At 40.9% G+C, this 18,958-nt stretch carries 17 protein-coding genes; 1 reads left to right on the plus strand and 16 read right to left on the minus strand.

All coding sequences use genetic code 11. The features are described 5' to 3' along the window. Positions 1–65: 65 nt before the first annotated feature. The 3 genes from MTP38_RS08080 to rfbC form a co-directional block, all read right to left on the minus strand. Positions 66–677 carry a VanZ family protein gene (locus MTP38_RS08080; protein WP_249233231.1) on the minus strand — a complete coding sequence of 204 codons (612 nt, stop codon included), beginning with the start codon at positions 675–677 and terminating at the stop codon, positions 66–68. 6 nt (positions 678–683) lie between these two features. After that, positions 684–1,586: a sugar phosphate nucleotidyltransferase gene (locus tag MTP38_RS08085; RefSeq protein ID WP_249233233.1), complete on the minus strand. Its 903-nt coding sequence runs from the start codon at positions 1,584–1,586 to the stop codon at positions 684–686. A 166-nt stretch (positions 1,587–1,752) separates the two neighbouring features. Beyond that, the gene (gene rfbC / locus MTP38_RS08090; protein ID WP_249234678.1) at positions 1,753–2,352 is read right to left on the minus strand and encodes a dTDP-4-dehydrorhamnose 3,5-epimerase; all 600 of its coding nucleotides are present in this window, start codon (positions 2,350–2,352) and stop codon (positions 1,753–1,755) included. Here rfbC and MTP38_RS08095 point away from each other — a divergent pair. Next, positions 2,324–3,382 carry a recombinase family protein gene (locus tag MTP38_RS08095; RefSeq protein WP_249233234.1) on the plus strand — a complete coding sequence of 353 codons (1,059 nt, stop codon included), beginning with the start codon at positions 2,324–2,326 and terminating at the stop codon, positions 3,380–3,382. The genes rfbC and MTP38_RS08095 overlap by 29 nt on opposite strands. 102 nt (positions 3,383–3,484) lie before the next feature. Here the strand turns inward: MTP38_RS08095 and MTP38_RS08100 are convergent, their stop codons facing one another. The 13 genes from MTP38_RS08100 to MTP38_RS08160 form a co-directional block, all read right to left on the minus strand. Further along, positions 3,485–5,020: a lipopolysaccharide biosynthesis protein gene (locus MTP38_RS08100; protein ID WP_249233235.1), complete on the minus strand. Its 1,536-nt coding sequence runs from the start codon at positions 5,018–5,020 to the stop codon at positions 3,485–3,487. A gap of 50 nt (positions 5,021–5,070) precedes the next feature. Beyond that, positions 5,071–6,171, minus strand: a complete 1,101-nt coding sequence (locus tag MTP38_RS08105; RefSeq protein WP_249233236.1) for a polysaccharide pyruvyl transferase family protein — start codon at positions 6,169–6,171, stop codon at positions 5,071–5,073. 40 nt (positions 6,172–6,211) lie between these two features. Next, positions 6,212–7,399 carry an O-antigen ligase family protein gene (locus MTP38_RS08110; protein WP_249233237.1) on the minus strand — a complete coding sequence of 396 codons (1,188 nt, stop codon included), beginning with the start codon at positions 7,397–7,399 and terminating at the stop codon, positions 6,212–6,214. Between the two features lies 1 nt (position 7,400). Beyond that, positions 7,401–8,000, minus strand: coding sequence for an acyltransferase (locus MTP38_RS08115; protein WP_249233238.1), 600 nt, complete (start codon positions 7,998–8,000; stop codon positions 7,401–7,403). 29 nt (positions 8,001–8,029) lie between these two features. After that, positions 8,030–9,967: a capsular polysaccharide synthesis protein gene (locus MTP38_RS08120; protein WP_249233239.1), complete on the minus strand. Its 1,938-nt coding sequence runs from the start codon at positions 9,965–9,967 to the stop codon at positions 8,030–8,032. Positions 9,968–10,001: 34 nt separating this feature from the next. Continuing rightward, positions 10,002–11,150: a glycosyltransferase WbsX family protein gene (locus MTP38_RS08125; protein WP_249233240.1), complete on the minus strand. Its 1,149-nt coding sequence runs from the start codon at positions 11,148–11,150 to the stop codon at positions 10,002–10,004. 39 nt (positions 11,151–11,189) lie between these two features. Next, the gene (locus tag MTP38_RS08130) at positions 11,190–11,750 is read right to left on the minus strand and encodes an acyltransferase (protein WP_249233241.1); all 561 of its coding nucleotides are present in this window, start codon (positions 11,748–11,750) and stop codon (positions 11,190–11,192) included. Between the two features lie 2 nt (positions 11,751–11,752). Continuing rightward, positions 11,753–12,763 carry an acyltransferase family protein gene (locus tag MTP38_RS08135; RefSeq protein ID WP_249233242.1) on the minus strand — a complete coding sequence of 337 codons (1,011 nt, stop codon included), beginning with the start codon at positions 12,761–12,763 and terminating at the stop codon, positions 11,753–11,755. Then, positions 12,763–13,944 carry a radical SAM protein gene (locus tag MTP38_RS08140; RefSeq protein ID WP_055260470.1) on the minus strand — a complete coding sequence of 394 codons (1,182 nt, stop codon included), beginning with the start codon at positions 13,942–13,944 and terminating at the stop codon, positions 12,763–12,765. Before MTP38_RS08140 ends, MTP38_RS08135 begins: the two co-directional genes overlap by 1 nt. Positions 13,945–14,098: 154 nt before the next feature. Further along, the gene (locus tag MTP38_RS08145) at positions 14,099–15,067 is read right to left on the minus strand and encodes a glycosyltransferase (RefSeq protein ID WP_249233243.1); all 969 of its coding nucleotides are present in this window, start codon (positions 15,065–15,067) and stop codon (positions 14,099–14,101) included. Between the two features lie 79 nt (positions 15,068–15,146). Further along, on the minus strand, positions 15,147–16,361 hold the full coding sequence (locus MTP38_RS08150; RefSeq protein WP_249233244.1) for a glycosyltransferase: 1,215 nt from the start codon (positions 16,359–16,361) through the stop codon (positions 15,147–15,149). 3 nt (positions 16,362–16,364) lie between these two features. Beyond that, a complete protein-coding gene (locus MTP38_RS08155; RefSeq protein WP_249233245.1) occupies positions 16,365–17,495 on the minus strand; it encodes a glycosyltransferase family 4 protein in 1,131 nt (376 codons plus the stop codon). Between the two features lie 89 nt (positions 17,496–17,584). Then, positions 17,585–18,193 (minus strand): DUF1972 domain-containing protein, encoded by a 609-nt coding sequence (locus tag MTP38_RS08160; RefSeq protein WP_249233246.1) that lies wholly within the window; start codon positions 18,191–18,193, stop codon positions 17,585–17,587. Positions 18,194–18,958: the final 765 nt, after the last annotated feature.

Here is an 18,958-nt window from a genome sequence, read left to right on the forward strand (position 1 = left end):
GTGTGTGATTATTACGAGCAGCGTAGGGAGCTACCGCTCCCAGTATATCACAATTTCAGCCAGTTTTACAGACGCTTTCTTGCCTTTATCGTCGCATAGTACACCAAACCACCTACTACTCCGCCGACTGTGTTATAGAAGATATCTGATAGCTGGAATGTTCCCAAGCGAAGCAATAATTGTAGCATCTCAATATTTACAGAAAAGATAAATGCTATTTTACTGCTTTGCCACAGTTTCTTCTTCCAACCGTGACCCACCTTTTCTTCGAACGTCCACATCACTACTGCTGAAAACGGCACCATCATGATCACGTTCTCGATGCACTCGGTGGTCAGCTTCTGCTCGCCGTTCACGGTCTCCCAAATACTCCATCCGCCCATGACATTGGACAACGGATTCATCCACAGATTACGGTTTAGCAGAGTTCTAAACAGGATCATCGAAGTCACGAAAACCAATAGGAACAACTTCCGGAAAAACGCACTCTCTTTAAATTTCTGATACCAAGTCACTATGGCGCTCTTCCAGCCCTTGCCCGCATGTGTAGGCTCATATGCATATAGGTAGAAAAACAAGGCCAGGAAGGAAATCAGGAGCGAGAATCCAAACGGCTCGTAGAGAGCCGTCAGAATGTTTGTGAGAATCTTCCCGAGTAAATCAATCGTTTCTTTCATCGTCGTTTACAGATCACTGAACAGGTCAGCCTTGTACACACCGTTCTCCAGCATCTTTTTAAAGCTATCCTTTACGGCCGCAACATCTTCATGGTAGGTCATGCCGTACCAGGTGTCGTTGGTCTTCAGAACCTTCACAGACATCTTGCCCTGCTCCAGCAGTTCACCGATGAAGATTGGGATCAGATACTCGGCTTTCTGAGGATTGCTCGGTACTTCTTTCTCGAAGAACTCCTTGAAGCCCTCTTCCAGTACATCTAAAAATTCCGGAGTCAATCCCCACATGTTCATGGAAACCAGAGAATTTACATTCACAGCCACGCCATCTGCTTCTGCCCCAGTTGCAGTTTTTACAATATTCTTGGTTTCCACAACCTCAGTCAAATTGTTCTGGTCGTCCATCTTGCAAACACCACGGGTTACACCACCATTATCGGACAGAGTATTCTTCAGCACGAAGCCAGCCATACAGGACTTTCCGCCATTCACCAGATACTCATGGACAGCCTTAAAGCCCTCCTTGCCGTAGTAATCGTCTGCATTGATCACAATAAACGGTGTATCAAGAACTTTCTTTGCAGCAAGCACAGCCTGACCGGTTCCCCATGGCTTTGTACGGCCTTCCGGCAGAGTTCCCGGAATGTCGTTGATATCCTGGAAAGCATAGTCTACCGTTACATTGTGAGAGGAACAAATGGATGCAATACGATCACCGATGACCTCCTTGAACTCCTTCTCGATATCCTTACGGATGATAAAGACTACATGATTGAAGCCTGCCTCAATTGCGTCATGGATCGAGTAATCTATGATGATGTGATTAGAAGTATCCACCGGCTCCAACTGCTTGATTCCTGTTCCGAAGCGGCTACCGATACCAGCAGCCATGATAAGTAATGTTGTATTCATAGTTTTTTCATAGTTTTTTCATACCTTTTTCTGACAATATTCTTTTACTATAAGTTTCGTTTTTCACATCTCAGCCGATCAAAATGGATCGTTGCCTGCTGCTCACCACGAAGAGGTGTGTGATTATCCGAGCAACTACCGTGTGAACTCTCACACGGCTTTTTAATCAAAACTTAAAGGTATCCTTCAGTCCCAGCCACTTCTGGTCTTTATCACTCAAGTTCAGCGCAGTTCCATCTTCCAGAGTGTAGCCCTCTGCACTTGCACTTCCCTTGTATTCGCCCTTCAGCTGCGGCCACTCGATGCCGATTTCAGGATCGTTCCAAGCCATGCCGCCCTCATCGTTCGGATGCCAGAAGTCGTTGACTTTGTAGCAAAACTCTGCTTCATTACTCAGAACCAGGAATCCATGCGCAAAACCTTCCGGGATGAGAAACTGCTTCTTGTTCTCGGCCGACAGGGTAACACCATACCATTTGCCGTAGGTCGTAGAATCACTTCTCAGGTCAACAGCAACATCGAACACTGTGCCGCGCACGGCGCGCACCAACTTGCACTGCGGATACTGCTTTTGGAAATGCAGACCGCGCAGCACGCCCTTCGTGGACATAGACTGATTATCCTGTACGAAGTGAATATCGATGCCGGCTTCCTTCATATCTTTTTCGTTGTAGGTTTCCATGAAATAGCCACGTGCATCACCATGAACAGCAGGCTCAATCACGCAAAGCCCCTCAATGTCACCTACATTTTTCTCAACTTTAATTCAAGGGTCATCAAAACGTGCTATCGCGCTGTACCTGAACGAACACGGCGTACCGAGCCCCTCGGCTTACAAGGTACAAAAGGGCTTGCCTGTTTCGACAAGAGGGTATGACGATCCTATGTGGGGAGTCCGCATGATCCACTCCATTCTTACCAATCCGACCTACACCGGGGATTTAGCCCAAGGCCGAAGCCGGGTGAAAAGCTACAAGGTACACCAGATTGAAGCTGTTCCACGCGAGGAATGGGTGGAAGTGGCTGGAACGCATGAGGCCATTATCGACTATGAAACTTTCGACAAGGTACAGGCTCTCTTACAGCGTGATACCCGTACTTCCCCGAAAGGCCGTGAGGTACATTTATTCAGCGGCTTTCTGAAATGTGCCGATTGCGGGCGGGCCATTACCCGATGCGTTGGCAAGAACAACAATGTATATTATTCTTGCTCAACCTACAAGAACCGTTCCCGGACAGCCTGCACCATGCACTCAATCAAGCATGAACGGCTGGAGGCTGCTGTTTTGTTCGCTGTACAGCATCAGGTACATTTGGCTGTTTCCTACTCGGAAATCGTCACGCAGATCAATTCCGCTCCAATCAAAAAAAGCCAGTCTTACCGACTGGACGATCTGATAGCTGCAAAAGAGAGGGAACTGACAAAGATAACACGCTACAAGCAATCTCTTTATCAGGACTGGAAAGACGGTGAAATCACCCAGCAGGAATACCGGGATATGAAGGCTGACTATGAACGGCAGACTTCTGATATTTCCGCGGTGCTTACCCGGCTGAACACTGAACGCGCAGAACTGGCAAACGGTGTGGACAACGAGCATCCTGCACTGGTAGCCTTTATGAAGTATCAGAACATTGAAGCCCTCAACCGTGAAATCTTGGTTGAACTTGTGGACTATATCAAGGTCTATGAAAACGGCAATATCAGCGTGAAATTCAAATTTGCTGACGAGCTCCGCAAGATTGCCGAGTACATTGAAATCAACACTACGGAAGATACCGCAGTAGCGGGCTAACCCCCGCTACAAACCTCTTTGACAGTGTGTTTTCCTAATAGGCGCTAATCATATTCTTTGGACAAGTTTTTGATTAGTATCTCCCTTTTATGAAGGGTATTCTTAATCTCTTTTTATTTTTGTAAGCACCCACTCCTTTGCCATCTTGAATTTCAAGCTCTTGCAATATGCAACCCAAAGTAAAATGTTTGGAAGAATACAACAAATGATTCCTCTTATAAACAAATTCAGCACCGTGTATTCGCCAATAAAAGTCGTAACTTTAAACGTAACTATTGCTGAGATTATTGTAACTACAGCATAACTCAAATTATCAATAAAATACCTAGAGATTTTTTCTTCTGTAAAATAATGTTTAAATAGGACCTGTGCTCCGAATCCGAAATTGATCAAAACCAGCGGAATAATTGTAGCAAGGACAATGCCATAAACACCCCAAAGTTGAACCAAAAGGTAATTCAATATAATGTTTGCAACGGTCTCACATATTGCGCGCGATCTATTTTCCCACCATAATCCTGCCGCGGATGTATACGTTGTTCTAATATCGCACATTTTTAAAGCATAAAAATAGATTGAAAAGAGGGCTGGAGCCAAAAGAGGCAGCATCAATTCTTCACCGACCCACAAAACCATAAAGTTTTGATAGAGAGAAAATAGCGTAACAGTTGCCCAGCTTGAAATCCACATATATATAAAATTAAAAACTGTAAAATCGTTATAATTCTTCTTTTTTGATTCCGCAGCAATGCTATTTCCTATTCCACCTATCATGGCACTTGTGATTACATTCATTACTCCTACGATAGCATTCACAATATAGTAGTAATTATTATAAACAGTAGTCATCGTCAAACTAATAAACGCTGAAACAAATATGCTATCAAATGAATTCCGCGTCATAAAGCATATTTTTGAAACCATTAAACCTGATACCTGTTTTTTGATTTCTTTTTTGTCTTCCGATGTTATCTTTCCTTTGCATCTAAGCTGTGGAAATTTTTTATCCACAATTCTTGCATTAAGAATGTTATTCGTAATAGTTAAAATCAGCATAGTTGCAACATAAAAATAATACACATAAATGCTTTTCCAAACTATCAAAAGAATTAACTGAATAACATTTGTCAATCCTGTTGTTATCGTATCATTCAACGATATGTAATCATTTCTTTGAAATGCCTCAAGAACTGATTTTTTATACGCCATAAACCAATAACTAGAAACAGTATTAAACAGGTACATGGCAAACAATATATAAATATTGAGTTCATCCGGACATTCTCCATTAATTAATCTCGGCAGAAATGGCATTAAAACCACTCCACCAATTAAGACAGCGGTTCCAATTACCCGATAAATTGACCGATAGTAATTTAGAAGTGCGCAAATTTTTGCTTGCTGATTTTTGGCGATAGGCTCATACATGCTAAAAACAACAGCGCTACTAAACCCTAACTCCGCCACACTTAATACAGATAAGATTGAACTAAATAGACTGTTCAAGCCTAAGTATTCTGCTCCAAGACTGTATATAAATGCCGTTCTAACTAAAAAAGGTAAAAGTAGAACAATAATCTTATTTATAAATCCCATCACCATATTTCTTGCTGCGTTTTTTGTTCGATTTATTTTCACCTTTTATACTCCTTAATATGGAAACTTACTATACTCTCCCCTAGATTTCGCTATTCAATTATTTGCTTCAAAAAATCATATGACTCTTTACGTTTCATATTTATAACAGAATTAATTTTTTCGTAATTCCATTCATATCCTAGCATTTCTTCTATTGTTACACCTTCCTTGTTAAACAAATCATACAAACCAAGTTCTCTTAGAAAGCTTCCTGCCTTGTCCATAATAAAATTTGTCTTAAAGAAAGCAAATCTTTTCTTAAAAATCAACGAAAACGTTAATCCATGATATGTCGTTGTAGCAATAGTAGTCGCATTTTTAAATAAAGCAATCCACTCAAGCGGGGAAAGCTGGTATTGTTTTAGAAGGATTTCGCACCATTCATAATTGTCATTATTACAATCGAGGCAAATCAACTTCAAATCATGTGACTGCGCATACTCTATTATCTGATCAATTGCTCTTTTACTGAAATCCTGACCATATACAATCATATAATCCTTGTAATCAATTTCTGGAATTGCTTTGTCTTCATTAAAATTCCAAAGCCATGTCGGATCTAAAACAATTGTCGGCCGCTCTCCGGTTATTTCCTCGACAATATCCGCTGAGTTTTCATCTCTTACTGATATCTTTTTCATTTTCTTAATACCGTCGATAACATACTGAGGGTATTTGCTATTTCTTTTTATTGTACCAAAGCTAGCTGCATACGCACTAATATTAGTTGCCTTAATATTGTTTCCAAACAAATAAGAATCATGATCAAATAAATCAAATGAATAATCCCAGACAATATCGCTTCCCAAAATCACAGTATTGAATTCAGTATTGCTTAAGTCATTCGACGACAAATTTTCGGTATGCGGAATCACTTTATATGCATCTAAAAAATTTTTCTTTCTTAGATTATACGGCGAATTTTTATTAAGATAAGAAGGTAATTTTCTATAAAAACTTCTTCCAAAAACACCTACTGGTGGTAATTTTGCGTAATAGCTATTATAGTGTTTCTTGTTTAAATAAGCTATTTGGCGAACATCTCTTTGTTCATCTATTGCTGCTATTGCTTTTTGCAGCGCATATGCCTGAGCAAAAGTTCCATAATTAGGAACATTCCAAAATGTTAATATGCCGACATCATATTTCATTCTTCATTTCCTTCCTCTCTTTTATCTATCTCTATTTGGCTCATCTCTCTAGCACATCGCTCATAGTATACAGCTCTACATTATTTAAGTAGCACGGTAATATGAACAGCATATACATTTGCGGATATTGGTATACTTCTGTTATGCTAATTACACAAAAAATAAACAAACATATTGTTGCTACTTGTCCCATTCTTTTATTATCACAACTTCTACATCCCCAAAATGCCATAACAATTGCCGCAATATATGCTACCAAACCAATAATTCCAGACATTAAACCAATCTGCAGAAATTGGTTATGGCAGTGCGTTGCACCTCTCCAAATAAAACCGCTTTCTGTTCGACCAAGTAATCCAATCACAGCATCTGTATAGAGAATTCCATAGCCTAACAAAGGTTTATTTCCAATTGCTTTAATAGAATTATCCCATATTTCCAATCGATTTGTAAAAGTCATATCTTTTCCTAGCATTCCTACAATAATAGGCTCTAGAAAATCCGAATTTCGCAAATAAACGATCGAAACGAACAATACTATTGCCACAATTAAACATCTAAATGGAGTCATAACCTTACGAATAATTGGAATTACCAACCACAATAAGAAAATAACAACTCCTACCAAACCCGTTGATGATCCTTTGATAAACTGGGTCACAATGGTTGCACAAATAAGAAAATAACTTCTTTTTTTATCTCCTGTAAGTTCACAATAGAGTATTGCTATTAAAAATGCTGGTATCGCCCATACTACAAAGTAATGATCAGAGCCCAAAAACCATTCCTGCGTTTTCCCATAAGCAGATATAGTTCTTGTAAAAAATCCATCTGGCTTCATTATCACTGTAACCAGATTTATATATGTACATAACTCTAAATGTAGCATCATGCTTTTGATCAGCAAAAACATTCGATTTTTTTCAGCACAATAATTAATAAAAATCGCTGCATACACTATTAAGATTGCATTGTCTACTGCATTTCTCATACTTCCAGAATTAATAGCAGTACTAATAAAAATAATTATTTCTAATAAAATCATGCACTGCGTTACCAAATGAATCTTTATTTTATTCTTTATGGTTTCCAACAATACATATACAAAAGTGACTATAGAAAGGATCGAATAAAATGAACTCGTAACCGGAAAGAAATCCATTGATAGTGGTTTAAATAATGGAAGTGTTAATGCAAAAAATAGAGCGCTATCTTTTCTTATTTTCATACTATACCTTATCACTTCCCAAACTCCTAACTACTCTTGCTGGCGCACCAACCGCAACACTTTCGGCTGGCACATCATGAGTTACTACTGAATTGGCTCCAATTATCGCACCATCACCAATCGACACTCCTGGCATAATGCAAACATTTGTACCTGTCCACACATTTCTACCTATGTTTACTGGTCCTTTACTATACAGTTCTCTATTGCTAGGCAGAATCCTTAACTCTTCAACACTTTCATTCTTTCCGTGGCTATTATCAGTAATAAACGTTCCTCTGCCCAATAAAGTCCCATCTCCGATTGTCACTTTATTCGCACATGTGATTACACAATTATTTGTGACCGTAACTTTATCTCCAATAATTAGGTTCGGCCTCTGACTTCTTTTTCTCCCATTATAGCTTTCCCAAGCCCACAAAGAAATATTGTCACCGCCAACAAAATTATTTCCTATAGTGATATCTTCTGGCCCTACAATTGAAAAATTTAACCCAATTTTGCAATTTTCTCCTATTGATTTGAATTTTCTCTTCATCTGAGCCCATTCAACGATTTTTATAATTCTACTAGGATGAATAATATATTTTAATATTTCCATACACACCTGTCCCTTTCAGGATTAAAATATTAATTCAACAACACTGTATAAAAAGTTCTCTCGTTTTTAGATAACTCTATATTCCACGCAAGTTTCTGTGGAAGTTTTCCAATTTCAGTCATACATGCTTCGTTATACGGATAATTTCCCACTCTAGAAAGCAAAAACATATCACCGTCACACTTTTGACTCTTCATCAGTACATCATCATCTACGCCATTAATTTTGCAAGTCATAAATGCCGCATCAATGAAGAAATATAATGTGTAAGTACCATATTTTTTATAGTATTCTCTAAAAATCGCATCCATTGTTCTTACAAACAAACCATTCTTTTTCGATGCAATAAAAAATCCAGACCAGGAACAAGCGAACCCCTTATAGTTTAAAAATTCTCTACTACTTGCAAATTCAAGTGTATTAAATGACTGATTCTCTCCAAGTCTCCCAATCAAATCGTAGTTATTCACAAAAAAGATAGTTGCATCAATCCACATGCCACCGTTATTCTTTAACAGATTAAATCTAAGAATATCTGAAAAAGTCTGTACTGATATTTTTCCGGTTTCAAACCCTTCTAACACCATCGGATCAATATCTGTATAGTTTTTATAGTTATCTTTTGAAATCCGTATTACATTAAAACCACTATAATTGTCTTCAACCGACTTTATGCATTTTTTCACAACACTTGGTGCCTTTTCGAATCCATCCCACCAGAACACAAAAATATTCTTCTCTACAGTTTCCTGTTCAGGCTTTAACTTCAAGTCACTTATAATCGAAGAAATCCTAGAATCCATCTCTGGCATTAGTGCATTTATATCTGTGAATGCTGTTCTACGTTGCTTTCTGAATTTTGCTAAATATATTCCCTTTTTTAATCCAACACGGTTGCAGTCTCGAATAAACGTCTTTGATTCTCTTGCATAATTGCGGATATTTTTCAGTCCAGTCACACAATTATTCATTGCGAAGAGGTATATGGATGAAAACGGGCAGTACAATCTCATTGCAAGCGATACCTTTTGCCTTGAACTTGATGTCGTGTGGAAAATATACTTTAAAGCCGCTGCATATACGTCATCATTTTTCAAAGTTCTATACAGTTCCCTAAATTTATCAAGGTTATTATTTAAGCCGGTATAAAGAGATTCAATCAGGAAGAAATATAATACCAATGCGTTATTAACTTTTCCTCCGTTATCCGTTAATATCTCCGCATATGTTGTATACGCTTTATTTGCTTTTTTCAAATACCCACTGATGTCTTTGCTTTTCATCATCGAGTTCTGATTTCCAATATTGTAGTAATACGAATTAACGCCTTGAATGCTTTTTCCCTTTTTACTTTGCATCAACACCAAGAAAGTAAAAATCGTATCCTCTCCTAATGTTATCCCCTTACATTGTTCAAATGTCTCTATCGCCGTTTTTACCGTCTCAGCCTTATACAACTTATTCCACCGTGCAAAGAAAACTTGTTGTGAAACTCTTCCGCTCTTCTCAGAGTACAAATAAGTATCTCTCAATTCCCTAAGGGCGTTACCTTCATAGACAACCGTATTGCTAATAAAATACGGATTTAAGCTACCGCAGTTATCATAATAAAATCCACTGGCCAGAAAATCATAATCCTGATCTAGTTCATCTATAAATCGTGAAATAAAATCTTTTCCTACACGATCATCTGGATCCAAGAAAGCGATATAGCGTCCACGCGATGCTTGAATTCCTGCAATCGTTGCATCAACCAAACCTCCATTTTTTTTATCAACGCAACATATTCTTTTATCGACTTTACTGTAGTTTTCAATAATCTCCTTGCTGCTATCTGTTGATCCATCATTAACAAGTATAATTTCGATATTTTTGTATGACTGCTCCATCAAACAGGGAATACTCGTGTGTAAATACCTTTCCTGATTATATATGGGAACAACTATTGACACTAAGACATCCTTCATTTCACTTTCTCCTCCTGTTTGTAGCGTAATCATTTTACTTTAAAGTTTTATTTAATGCTCTAATTTTCCCTTTTCCATACTTCAAATCCGGTTCCATGTAAGCACCTTCACCCCATTCATTCCAAGAGTTCAAGAATACAATCCGATGCTCTGGCGCCTTATCTTCAACACACTCAACTGCTTTTCTTGCCGCCTTTTCAAAGGTCTCCGGCGTATTATTATAATAAATAATTGCTTTTCTTCCAGATCTTGGAGAACGGTCCCATCCTGCAAGAAGCTGCGGATAAACATCATCTCTTCTATCAGACGGAGAATAGAAATTGTCTATAATCTTGCTGTAATCAAACTTATCCAGCAATGCTCCCGGAAATACCTTTCTAATAGCAGCAAAGCACACTTTTCTTAACTTACCGCCCGTCTTCAACTCTGCATACTTCTGATCTGTAGTTCCCACTGCATCAAAGCCCAATGCCTTAACCTCCGAAATATTCTTATCGACTGCTTTATCAATATTTTTGATATTATCTTTTGTAATAGTCGGCATAGAATCAATTATTCCAACAAAATGGAATCCTGGCAGTCCATTTTCCTTTGCGAGACGATTCCACAAATCCATAAATCTTTTCGGTTCCGGCATTGCTCTAGGTACAAGGATAGAAAACAGTAACTTACCATCAACCTTAATGTAGCGTTTATCTTTGAAAGCATCTAACAAGCGATAAAAATGTTTAATATCGTCTTCTTCTCCAGGAAACTCCTGTTTGAAAATCATTGTGTCTTTTGCAATAGAAGAACCCTTTTCCCATGTTTTCGTTGTCCAGTCATGGAGTGCCCAACCCAAGCAGAACGGGAAATCAGGTTCTCCACTCTTCACTACTTCATCAAATGGCATTTGAAGAACTTCTTTTCCATTGCCAAACCAATAATGCCAATAGCAAAATCCCTCTATGCCAGCTTCCTTTGCCAGCTCGGCCTGCTCTTTTCTCACTTGAGGTAATCTCAAATCGTAAAATCCTAAATCTGCAGGGATTCTGGGCTGATAATGCCCTTTAAATAGTGGCTTTGCCTTAGCCACATTCGTCCATTCGGTGAATCCCTTTCCCCAGTATTTATCATTTTCTGCCACAGGGTGATACTGCGGCAGATACAATGCAATCACTCGTGCTTTTTTTGTGCTTTCCATTTTATTCTCCTTTAACAAGCCGCACACAAAAACGGCGTTTTATCTAATCGGCTCCCACAGTTGGGTCTCAAGATTATATCTCTTTAGTATTTTTGCTGGACTCCCAACTGCCACGCAATAGTCCGGCACATCTTTAGTAACCACTGAATTGGCTCCAATCACGCAATGGTTACCGATCTTTACATTACCTACAATCACCGCATTAATTCCAATGTAAGAACCTCCTCCAATGGATACTTTCTGACCTCTTTGTACAATTCCTTGATCTATCACAGGAACATTTATATCACGATACTCATGGTCGCAATCAGTTATGTACACATTTGGCGAGAGGAGTACTTTCTCTCCAATATCCAGAGAATTGGCAATAGATATCCGGCATCGCTCACCAATTTCGGATCCCTTTCCAATTCTTACCGTACCCCCCCCCGACCAGATTTGGGTATAGGGACGTACCGTTACGGAATCTTCCAAGGTAATATGACGTTTTCCTTTTAAGCTGCAATGCTTGCCAATATAGACATTCTGTCCAGCAGTTACACCAAAGATTTTTGCTCTCATCAATCCAAGGATTTCCTTGGCCTTTCCTTTAAGTCCCATCCTTACGATACCTTTCTAATAAATTTATTCGGATACAGGAAGAACTCCAACCACTTCGTTTTCTTCATAATCCAAGCTGCAATAATCGGACCTGCAAAGCTAATTACAAGCCCCAGTACTACATGAATCACAGCATTTTCAATGCCAATCTTCATCAGAATCGATCTCAGCGGTGCTGCAAACAATGTGTGCAGCAAGAAAATCGGCATTGTGTATTTTGCTAGAAAGTCCATACCTCTACCAAACTTTTCCTCAAAACCTGCCACAATAAGGATTACAGCTACACAAGCCAATAATCCCATAGCAAAAGAAATTGCACTACCGCTAATTTCCGCCGTATATACCACAATGCTCAAAATCATAAATAGCAATCCGCATATCGTTCCTTGTACTTTTCTGCCTTTCAGCTGCACATCAAACACGCAAATACTCATACCGAGCACAAACCAGATTTCGTTTGAGAGAACTGTTGATACTGCGTAAACGCTGTACCCCCCCCCAGTCAAAATTAGGCCTTTCACAACTATTGCAACTACCAATCCAACTGCGGCTGCTTTCACACTGCTAAAAGTCGGCGTAACAAGAAAAATAAAGAACAATGCGTACAGATACCAGTACGGAGCAGTTGGATGAAGGAGCAGTGTATCGCCTAAACCACCAATCTGGTCATTGACACTGCTTGAGAACATCTTTTTCAGCACCCATGTAGCAGTCGTAAAAGTCGCATAGGGTACGCCGAGTGCTAACACCTTTTTCGCCACATTCTTGCACCAGCTACTAACACTGTTTACCTTGCTGTACTTCTGATACAAATATCCGCTACAAATAAAGAACAGCGGCACATGAAAGTAGTAAATCGTCGTTTCAAACCACTCATACAAATCATTTTCAGGCAGAATACTTGCCTTTGTCATACTTTGGAAGAAATGGCCCAGTACAACCAATATACAGGCAATGACTTTTACATCATCGACCCATTTTTCTCTTGTTCTTACCGCTGTCTTTTCACCCATTACTTTGTCTCCATCTGCTGTGCGATATCAGCATCCACAATTTCCTCGCCAGTCTTATGCTTCAGCTGTTCCTTGGATGCCTCACTCAGACCGTTGTTGATCACGCAGTTCATATCGCAGGTACTGCACTTATCCAGTTCCTCTTTGGTAACTTTTCCATCACGGTAGTCACGGCAGATTTTCAGCTCATACATGCTGTACGGATGCTTGGTGAACAGAGCCTTAAACTTGTGAACCAGAACCCAGGTAGCAGGCTTCCAGATGTACTTGTGCATAGCCGGGGAAACAGAACCGATCATCCAGCAATCGCGGTCACAGCAACGAACCTTCGCACGAACCTTCTCGGCTTCCGGGCTGTTCCACAGCTCATCCCAGGTCTGATTGTTCAGGTTGCCCATGACTTCCTTATCCTTGGTACCATTGCAAGGCATAACATCGCCATACGGATCAATGAAGAAGGTGTCGAAACTCATGTCGCAAGGCAGCAGACGCTTCTGGCCGTAGATGTAGTTGATCAAGCCGTGATTAAAGTATGCACGGAACCACTTCTTCGGGCTGTTGCTGCGGAGCAGTTCATTGACCAGATTCTCGAAGTTCTTTGCGACCATCGGACGATCGTGGATGATGTTCTTCGCCTCAACGAAGTAGAAGCTGTTATGCAGAGAAGCAGTTGCAAACTCCATGCCCATCTCGTCAGAGATCTTGTACAGCGGAACCAGGTCAGGAGCGTTCTTATCCTGAACGGTCATACCGAAGCCAACGTCCTTCATGCCCATCTCACGCAGCTTTTTCAGTGTGCCGTAACCACGCTGGTAGCCGTTCTGCAGACCACGGATCTCGTTGTTGGTCTGCTCCAGACCTTCGATAGAGATACGGATACCGATCTGAGGAAACTCTTTGCACAGGTCAACGATACGGTCGGTGAAGAAACCGTTCGTGGAAATAACGATACGGTCAGACTTCTTGTACAGTTCACGCACGATATCTTTCAGGTCAGTACGGATGAACGGCTCGCCGCCGGTGATGTTTGTGAAGTACATCTTCGGCAGCTTCTTGATGGTTTCGATGCTGATTTCCTCTTCCGGCTTGGAAGGTGCCTTATAACGGTTGCACATGGAGCAACGAGCGTTGCAGCGATAAGTGACGATGACAGTACCATTTAACTTCTTTTCTTCAGACATGATTAACTCTCCTAACTCTCTCTTTTAAGAATGTTTCGACTTTATTTAAGAACCACTTGGCACATACCGAGAACACAACCGAACCACAGATGACTGCAATCGCTGTGAAGATATATGCCAGCAAAGCATTTTCATTATTTAAACAAGATTGCTTTCATTCCGTAAGCATCCCCCACAGTGTTTCGGCATACTTTTTCTCGGAGCACTCGCTCTCAAGGAAATCCTTAAACTTTGCTGCACAAACATCTGCATCGTTTGTATGCAGAAGATAATACTGAATTTTGTCCACCCAATCCTCTACTGTATTCTTACATAAGACTCCGCATCCATTTGATAAATATCCTTCTGTCGTAACTGTATCGGATGTTATAATCATTTTATTATTTGCGGCCGCCTGAAAATACACAGTCAAGCCTGCCGGTGCTTCTGTATCCAACGGCATAGCAATAAGTTGTGACTCGCACAGAAACTCCATAAATTCGCTTTCCAGGATATCTGTTTTAACGCAGACATTATCACCCATAACATCCAAAAACTGTTCTTTCAGGGCACTTGGCATAACACAATTAAACATCACCTTTGGAAGCTTTTTCGCTACTTCAAATAACAGTTTCCAATCCCGGCCATTTCTGCCACCACAAAAAACCGTATTTGCCTTGGTTTCTACTGACTTATTCAACGTATAATTTTGATGATAGACATCATGCAAAAGCGTAAAATTCGATTTTGTATTCAAAATTTGATTGATATGGCAACCATACTCTGCGGTCGTAACTGTTGCCGCAAAAGAATTCGAACACAATGCCTTTTTATAAAGATACTTTGCTACCTTGTTTTTCGTTGTATTTTTATCTTTGAGCAAAATATTGATTGCTATAACCTTAATCTTCTTGTTGGTCAACTTACTCAGCCACCAACATAGTACTCCCATAAAGTCATACCAGCATACAATGGTATCTCCCGCCTTTGTACGTTTTACGGTTGTACTGCACACTGAGAGCATCTGCTTGATAGAAGTGCAGCGCCACTCAGGATAAATTTCCTTGTACTCTTTTTCAAATGCCGCAGTCAAAAACGACATATCTTCCAATTTCTTGGGTTTATCATACAAAACATAAATCATGCTTCACCCCTATAAACCTTCATAGTTTTCTCGTAATACTCATCAATGGTATCGAAGCTGATAATCCATCCGCTGATACTCAAAGAGAATCGCCTCCCAGATAAATCGGGATGAGCTTGTTACAATAAGCTTCAAGATCATCTCGCTCAAGGTTAAGGCACGCCTTTGCGTACTTATCGGTCTCTGTCGGATCATTCCAAAGTTCCTTGATAATAGATGCCAGTTGCTTGGAATCCCGGCTTGTGAACAGTCGCCCATCCACACCATCTGTAATCAACTCAGGAATGCCACCGATATTTGCGCCGATGACAGGGGTTCCACGCTGCTGACTCTCCATAACAGAGAACGGGCAGTTTTCATAGACTTCCGAAGGGCAAATAGAGAACTTTGCTTCCCGAATCAGTTTGTCCAATGCATCGCCAGTCTGGAAACCAACATTCTTAACATTTTTCAGCTGATTGACCTTGTCTTCCAATGGGCCAGAACCAGCAAAAATAAACTGAATATCTGGCAACAGATTGCAGGTCTCAACGAGTGTGTTGATTCCCTTCTCTTCAGAGAAGCGGCCGAAGTAAAGGACGTAATCTTTCTTTTCAACCTTTTTAGGCTCTACCTTCTCCACGAAGTTGTGCATTGCGATTGTCTTAGTTGCAAACAGCGGATTCGTATCCATCTTGGTTTTCAAGAATTCCGAGCAGCAAATAATCTTGTCAATGTACTTGTATGCTCCGTTCCATTTCCAGAACTCCGCCTCCATCATGCCAACGATAGATTTTGCAGTAGAACCGTGAACACATTTTCCCTTTACACAATTCATGAAATGACCGCCGAGGCACTTCTCACAGTTCTCATGTGTGATAGGGTTCTTTAATTGATGGTTCGGGCAGACCAGCTGGTAGTCATGTGCCGTGAAGATGATCTTACAATCTCTTCCGGTCTCCTTGCGCCACTTCACGATTTCCAAGATGATGGAAGGAGTCAGTTGGTAGTTAAAATTGTTCAAGTGACAGACATCCGGCTTGAAGTCGTCCAGAACTTTCCGCAGCTGCACTCTTGCTTCCTTGCTGTAGATAGTCTTGATCGGGTAGGTCAGCTTGCTCAGTTTGCTGCCGCCGTGGAAGTCCATATCAGATGTATAAGCATTGACCCGGTTACCCACGCAGCGGCCTTCATGCTCCATACCGAAGTACTGAACCTCATGTCCGTGCTGCTCTAGCGCCTCACCCAGCTTAAATATGTAGGTTTCTGATCCACCGTTTGGATATAGAAATTTATTTATTATCAATACTCTCATCTATTATTTTCTCCTGTACAGTTTCATCGTTTCTTTTACGACATCATCCCAGTTGTATTTCTCGCAGATAAAGTCAGCTGCCTGCTTCTTCATTTTCATAACCATTTCAGGATGGTCACAAGCCTCTTGCAGTTTTTCTCGCAAGTCCTCTACATTCGATTTTTTGAAAATCAACGCCTTATCTTCCACAACCTCTGCGCACTCTGGAATGTCGGATACCAAACAGCAGTTGCCGTAGCTCATTGCCTCCAGCAGACTTAATGGCATTCCTTCCAGATCAGACGGCAGCGTGTAGATGTAAGCATTGCTGTATAGTTCATCCAGCATTGCTCCCTGCACAAACCCGGTAAAGAGAATCCGATCGTCACCCTTCGCCAGTTCTTTCAATTCCTCCATAAAGGAATCCGTATCACTGGAGCCGCCTGCGATAACCAGCTTTTTATCCGTCTTGACATTCTTGAAGGCCTCAACCAGATATCGAATTCCCTTTTCTGGCACCAGACGACCGAGGAACAATATGTATGAGTCTTTTTTCAGCCCGAACTTATCTGTAATCAGACTTGCTTCCCGAATCTGCGGCCTATTCACGCCATTAGGGATAAAGTGCGTTTCTCTTCCATAAGTTTCCTTAAAATAGTCCTGCACTCCTTTGCTCAGAACAATGACCTCGTCCGCATATTTCGCAGCATTTTTTTCGCCTTGGTGGATAAACTTAGAACCAAGTCCTGATTGCCATTTCTCGCGCTGCCAATCAATGCCATGGACGGTAACTACAACTCTTTTCCCAAACATCTTCGGCAGCCATGCAAAGAACGCCGGTCCTTCGGCATGGATGTGCACCACATCGTATTTTCCAAATGCACTATAAAGTGCCGCAAATGCGGAGGAGCTGACTGCAGCAAGTCCGCGCCGTTCAATGGTCGGAACAGATTTCTGACGGATTCCCTCGTACTCTGTTTTACCAGCATCGTCATATTCTGCACCACTCACATGATGGCCTGCTCTGTTGTAGCAGGTCACGTCACAACCATTCTGTGCCATTCGGGTGCAGAGCTCTTTGACAACGATCTCTACTCCACCTTCTCTCGATAATCGCTTCTGTCCGAACATTGCAATCGCAAGTTTTTTACTCATAAATCTTTCCCACAATCCCACTCAATTTCTTCATCAACATCTCGGTCAACACAAAGAGCGGATAGGCTCGCTTGCCTGTCCGCTGGCTGTCACCCCACCCTCATGGTCGAGATTTCTTCCTGTGCGGCATTTCTGCCACACAGAAAGATCATTCGTTTATTCTTCGGGTAAGAAAATATGAACTTCGGGTCGCGGAGCCTTTCATTCTCTGCCGTCCCCTTGTCCCTATTATGACAGCCGCGTATTATTTCACACTCCCCATCTGGATTCAAGAACACAGTACCACCCAGTTTATGGATTTCTCTGTAAAAATGACCAGCAAAAGGCCCAATGCGGCAAGCCATGATGTAAACTATCGGATGAGGGATATGGTTTTTCTTGATATGTTCGCAACAAGCCTTTAGTGCAGCAACATCATAATAAATTGCCTGTGCAGCGCCAATCTGAGGAACATCTATTTTGAAGCAGTGGGCATTGTGAAATTCAAACTCGTGATCATTGATCTTTGTCACGCCCTCAAACTTGCTCTCATCCATGCAACCATCGCCATTGGCTTTGCAGGCAACATGATATTTGATGTTTTCTTTATTCTGGTGATACTCCGTGAGCTTGTAGACAAAGGTCTCATAACCTCCGTAAGCCCCCAATGACTTCGCGCCGACAAGGTATACGTGCTGCACTTCTTTTTTTGAATTCATTCCTCTATTCCATCCTCACATTTTTATCGCTAATATTGCATCTATTCCCTTATGGATAAAAACAAACCTACAGTGGGTCGCACAAAGGCAATCCACCGTAGGCTTGAACTCTCCTTCAATCTTTATTTGTTGCTCCTTTTTGTGGGTCAAGACAGAGCTTCCAAAAGCCTCCTACATATAACCCCCAGGATTTTCCGCTTCTTGCAGTTTTTCAACAAATAAAACATTTGAAGGACAACTCAAGCCGTCAAAACCATTTAGTTATCGTAGGTTTTCTTGGTTGACCCTATTATATCTCTAGCCCCGGTACCGGCAACCGCAATTTTATAGTCCTTTTTCATAATCCTATATCCTCCTGAAATTCATCTTACTTATATGGAAGGCTCATATTGAGCCGATCAATCTATATCAAACAGTGTGTTCATCATCCATGCCAGATGATCTATCGCACTGTAGTTATCATTTTTCTCACAGTGACCGTCCACTTTTCCGACCACCGCTGAATCTTTTATGTAGACCTGTCATGGGCTACTCACTTATTTCGCTTCAACTGAAACTTTATGGTAGACACCTTCATGCCAGCTCACCAACAAAGTGCTGGGTCTTATTGTCATAACCCGTACACCAACTCACTTTGTTAAAACTGTACAAGTTCATATTCCATCTTTGTTGCAACATGAACAATCATCTTCCCCTCACCACCTCTAATTCCCCGGAAAAATGCAGTTATCATGTCCTACTTCTGTCTGCAATAAACTTTTCCAG

This window comes from Faecalibacterium sp. I3-3-89, from assembly GCF_023347275.1.
GTDB lineage: Bacteria > Bacillota > Clostridia > Oscillospirales > Ruminococcaceae > Faecalibacterium > Faecalibacterium butyricigenerans.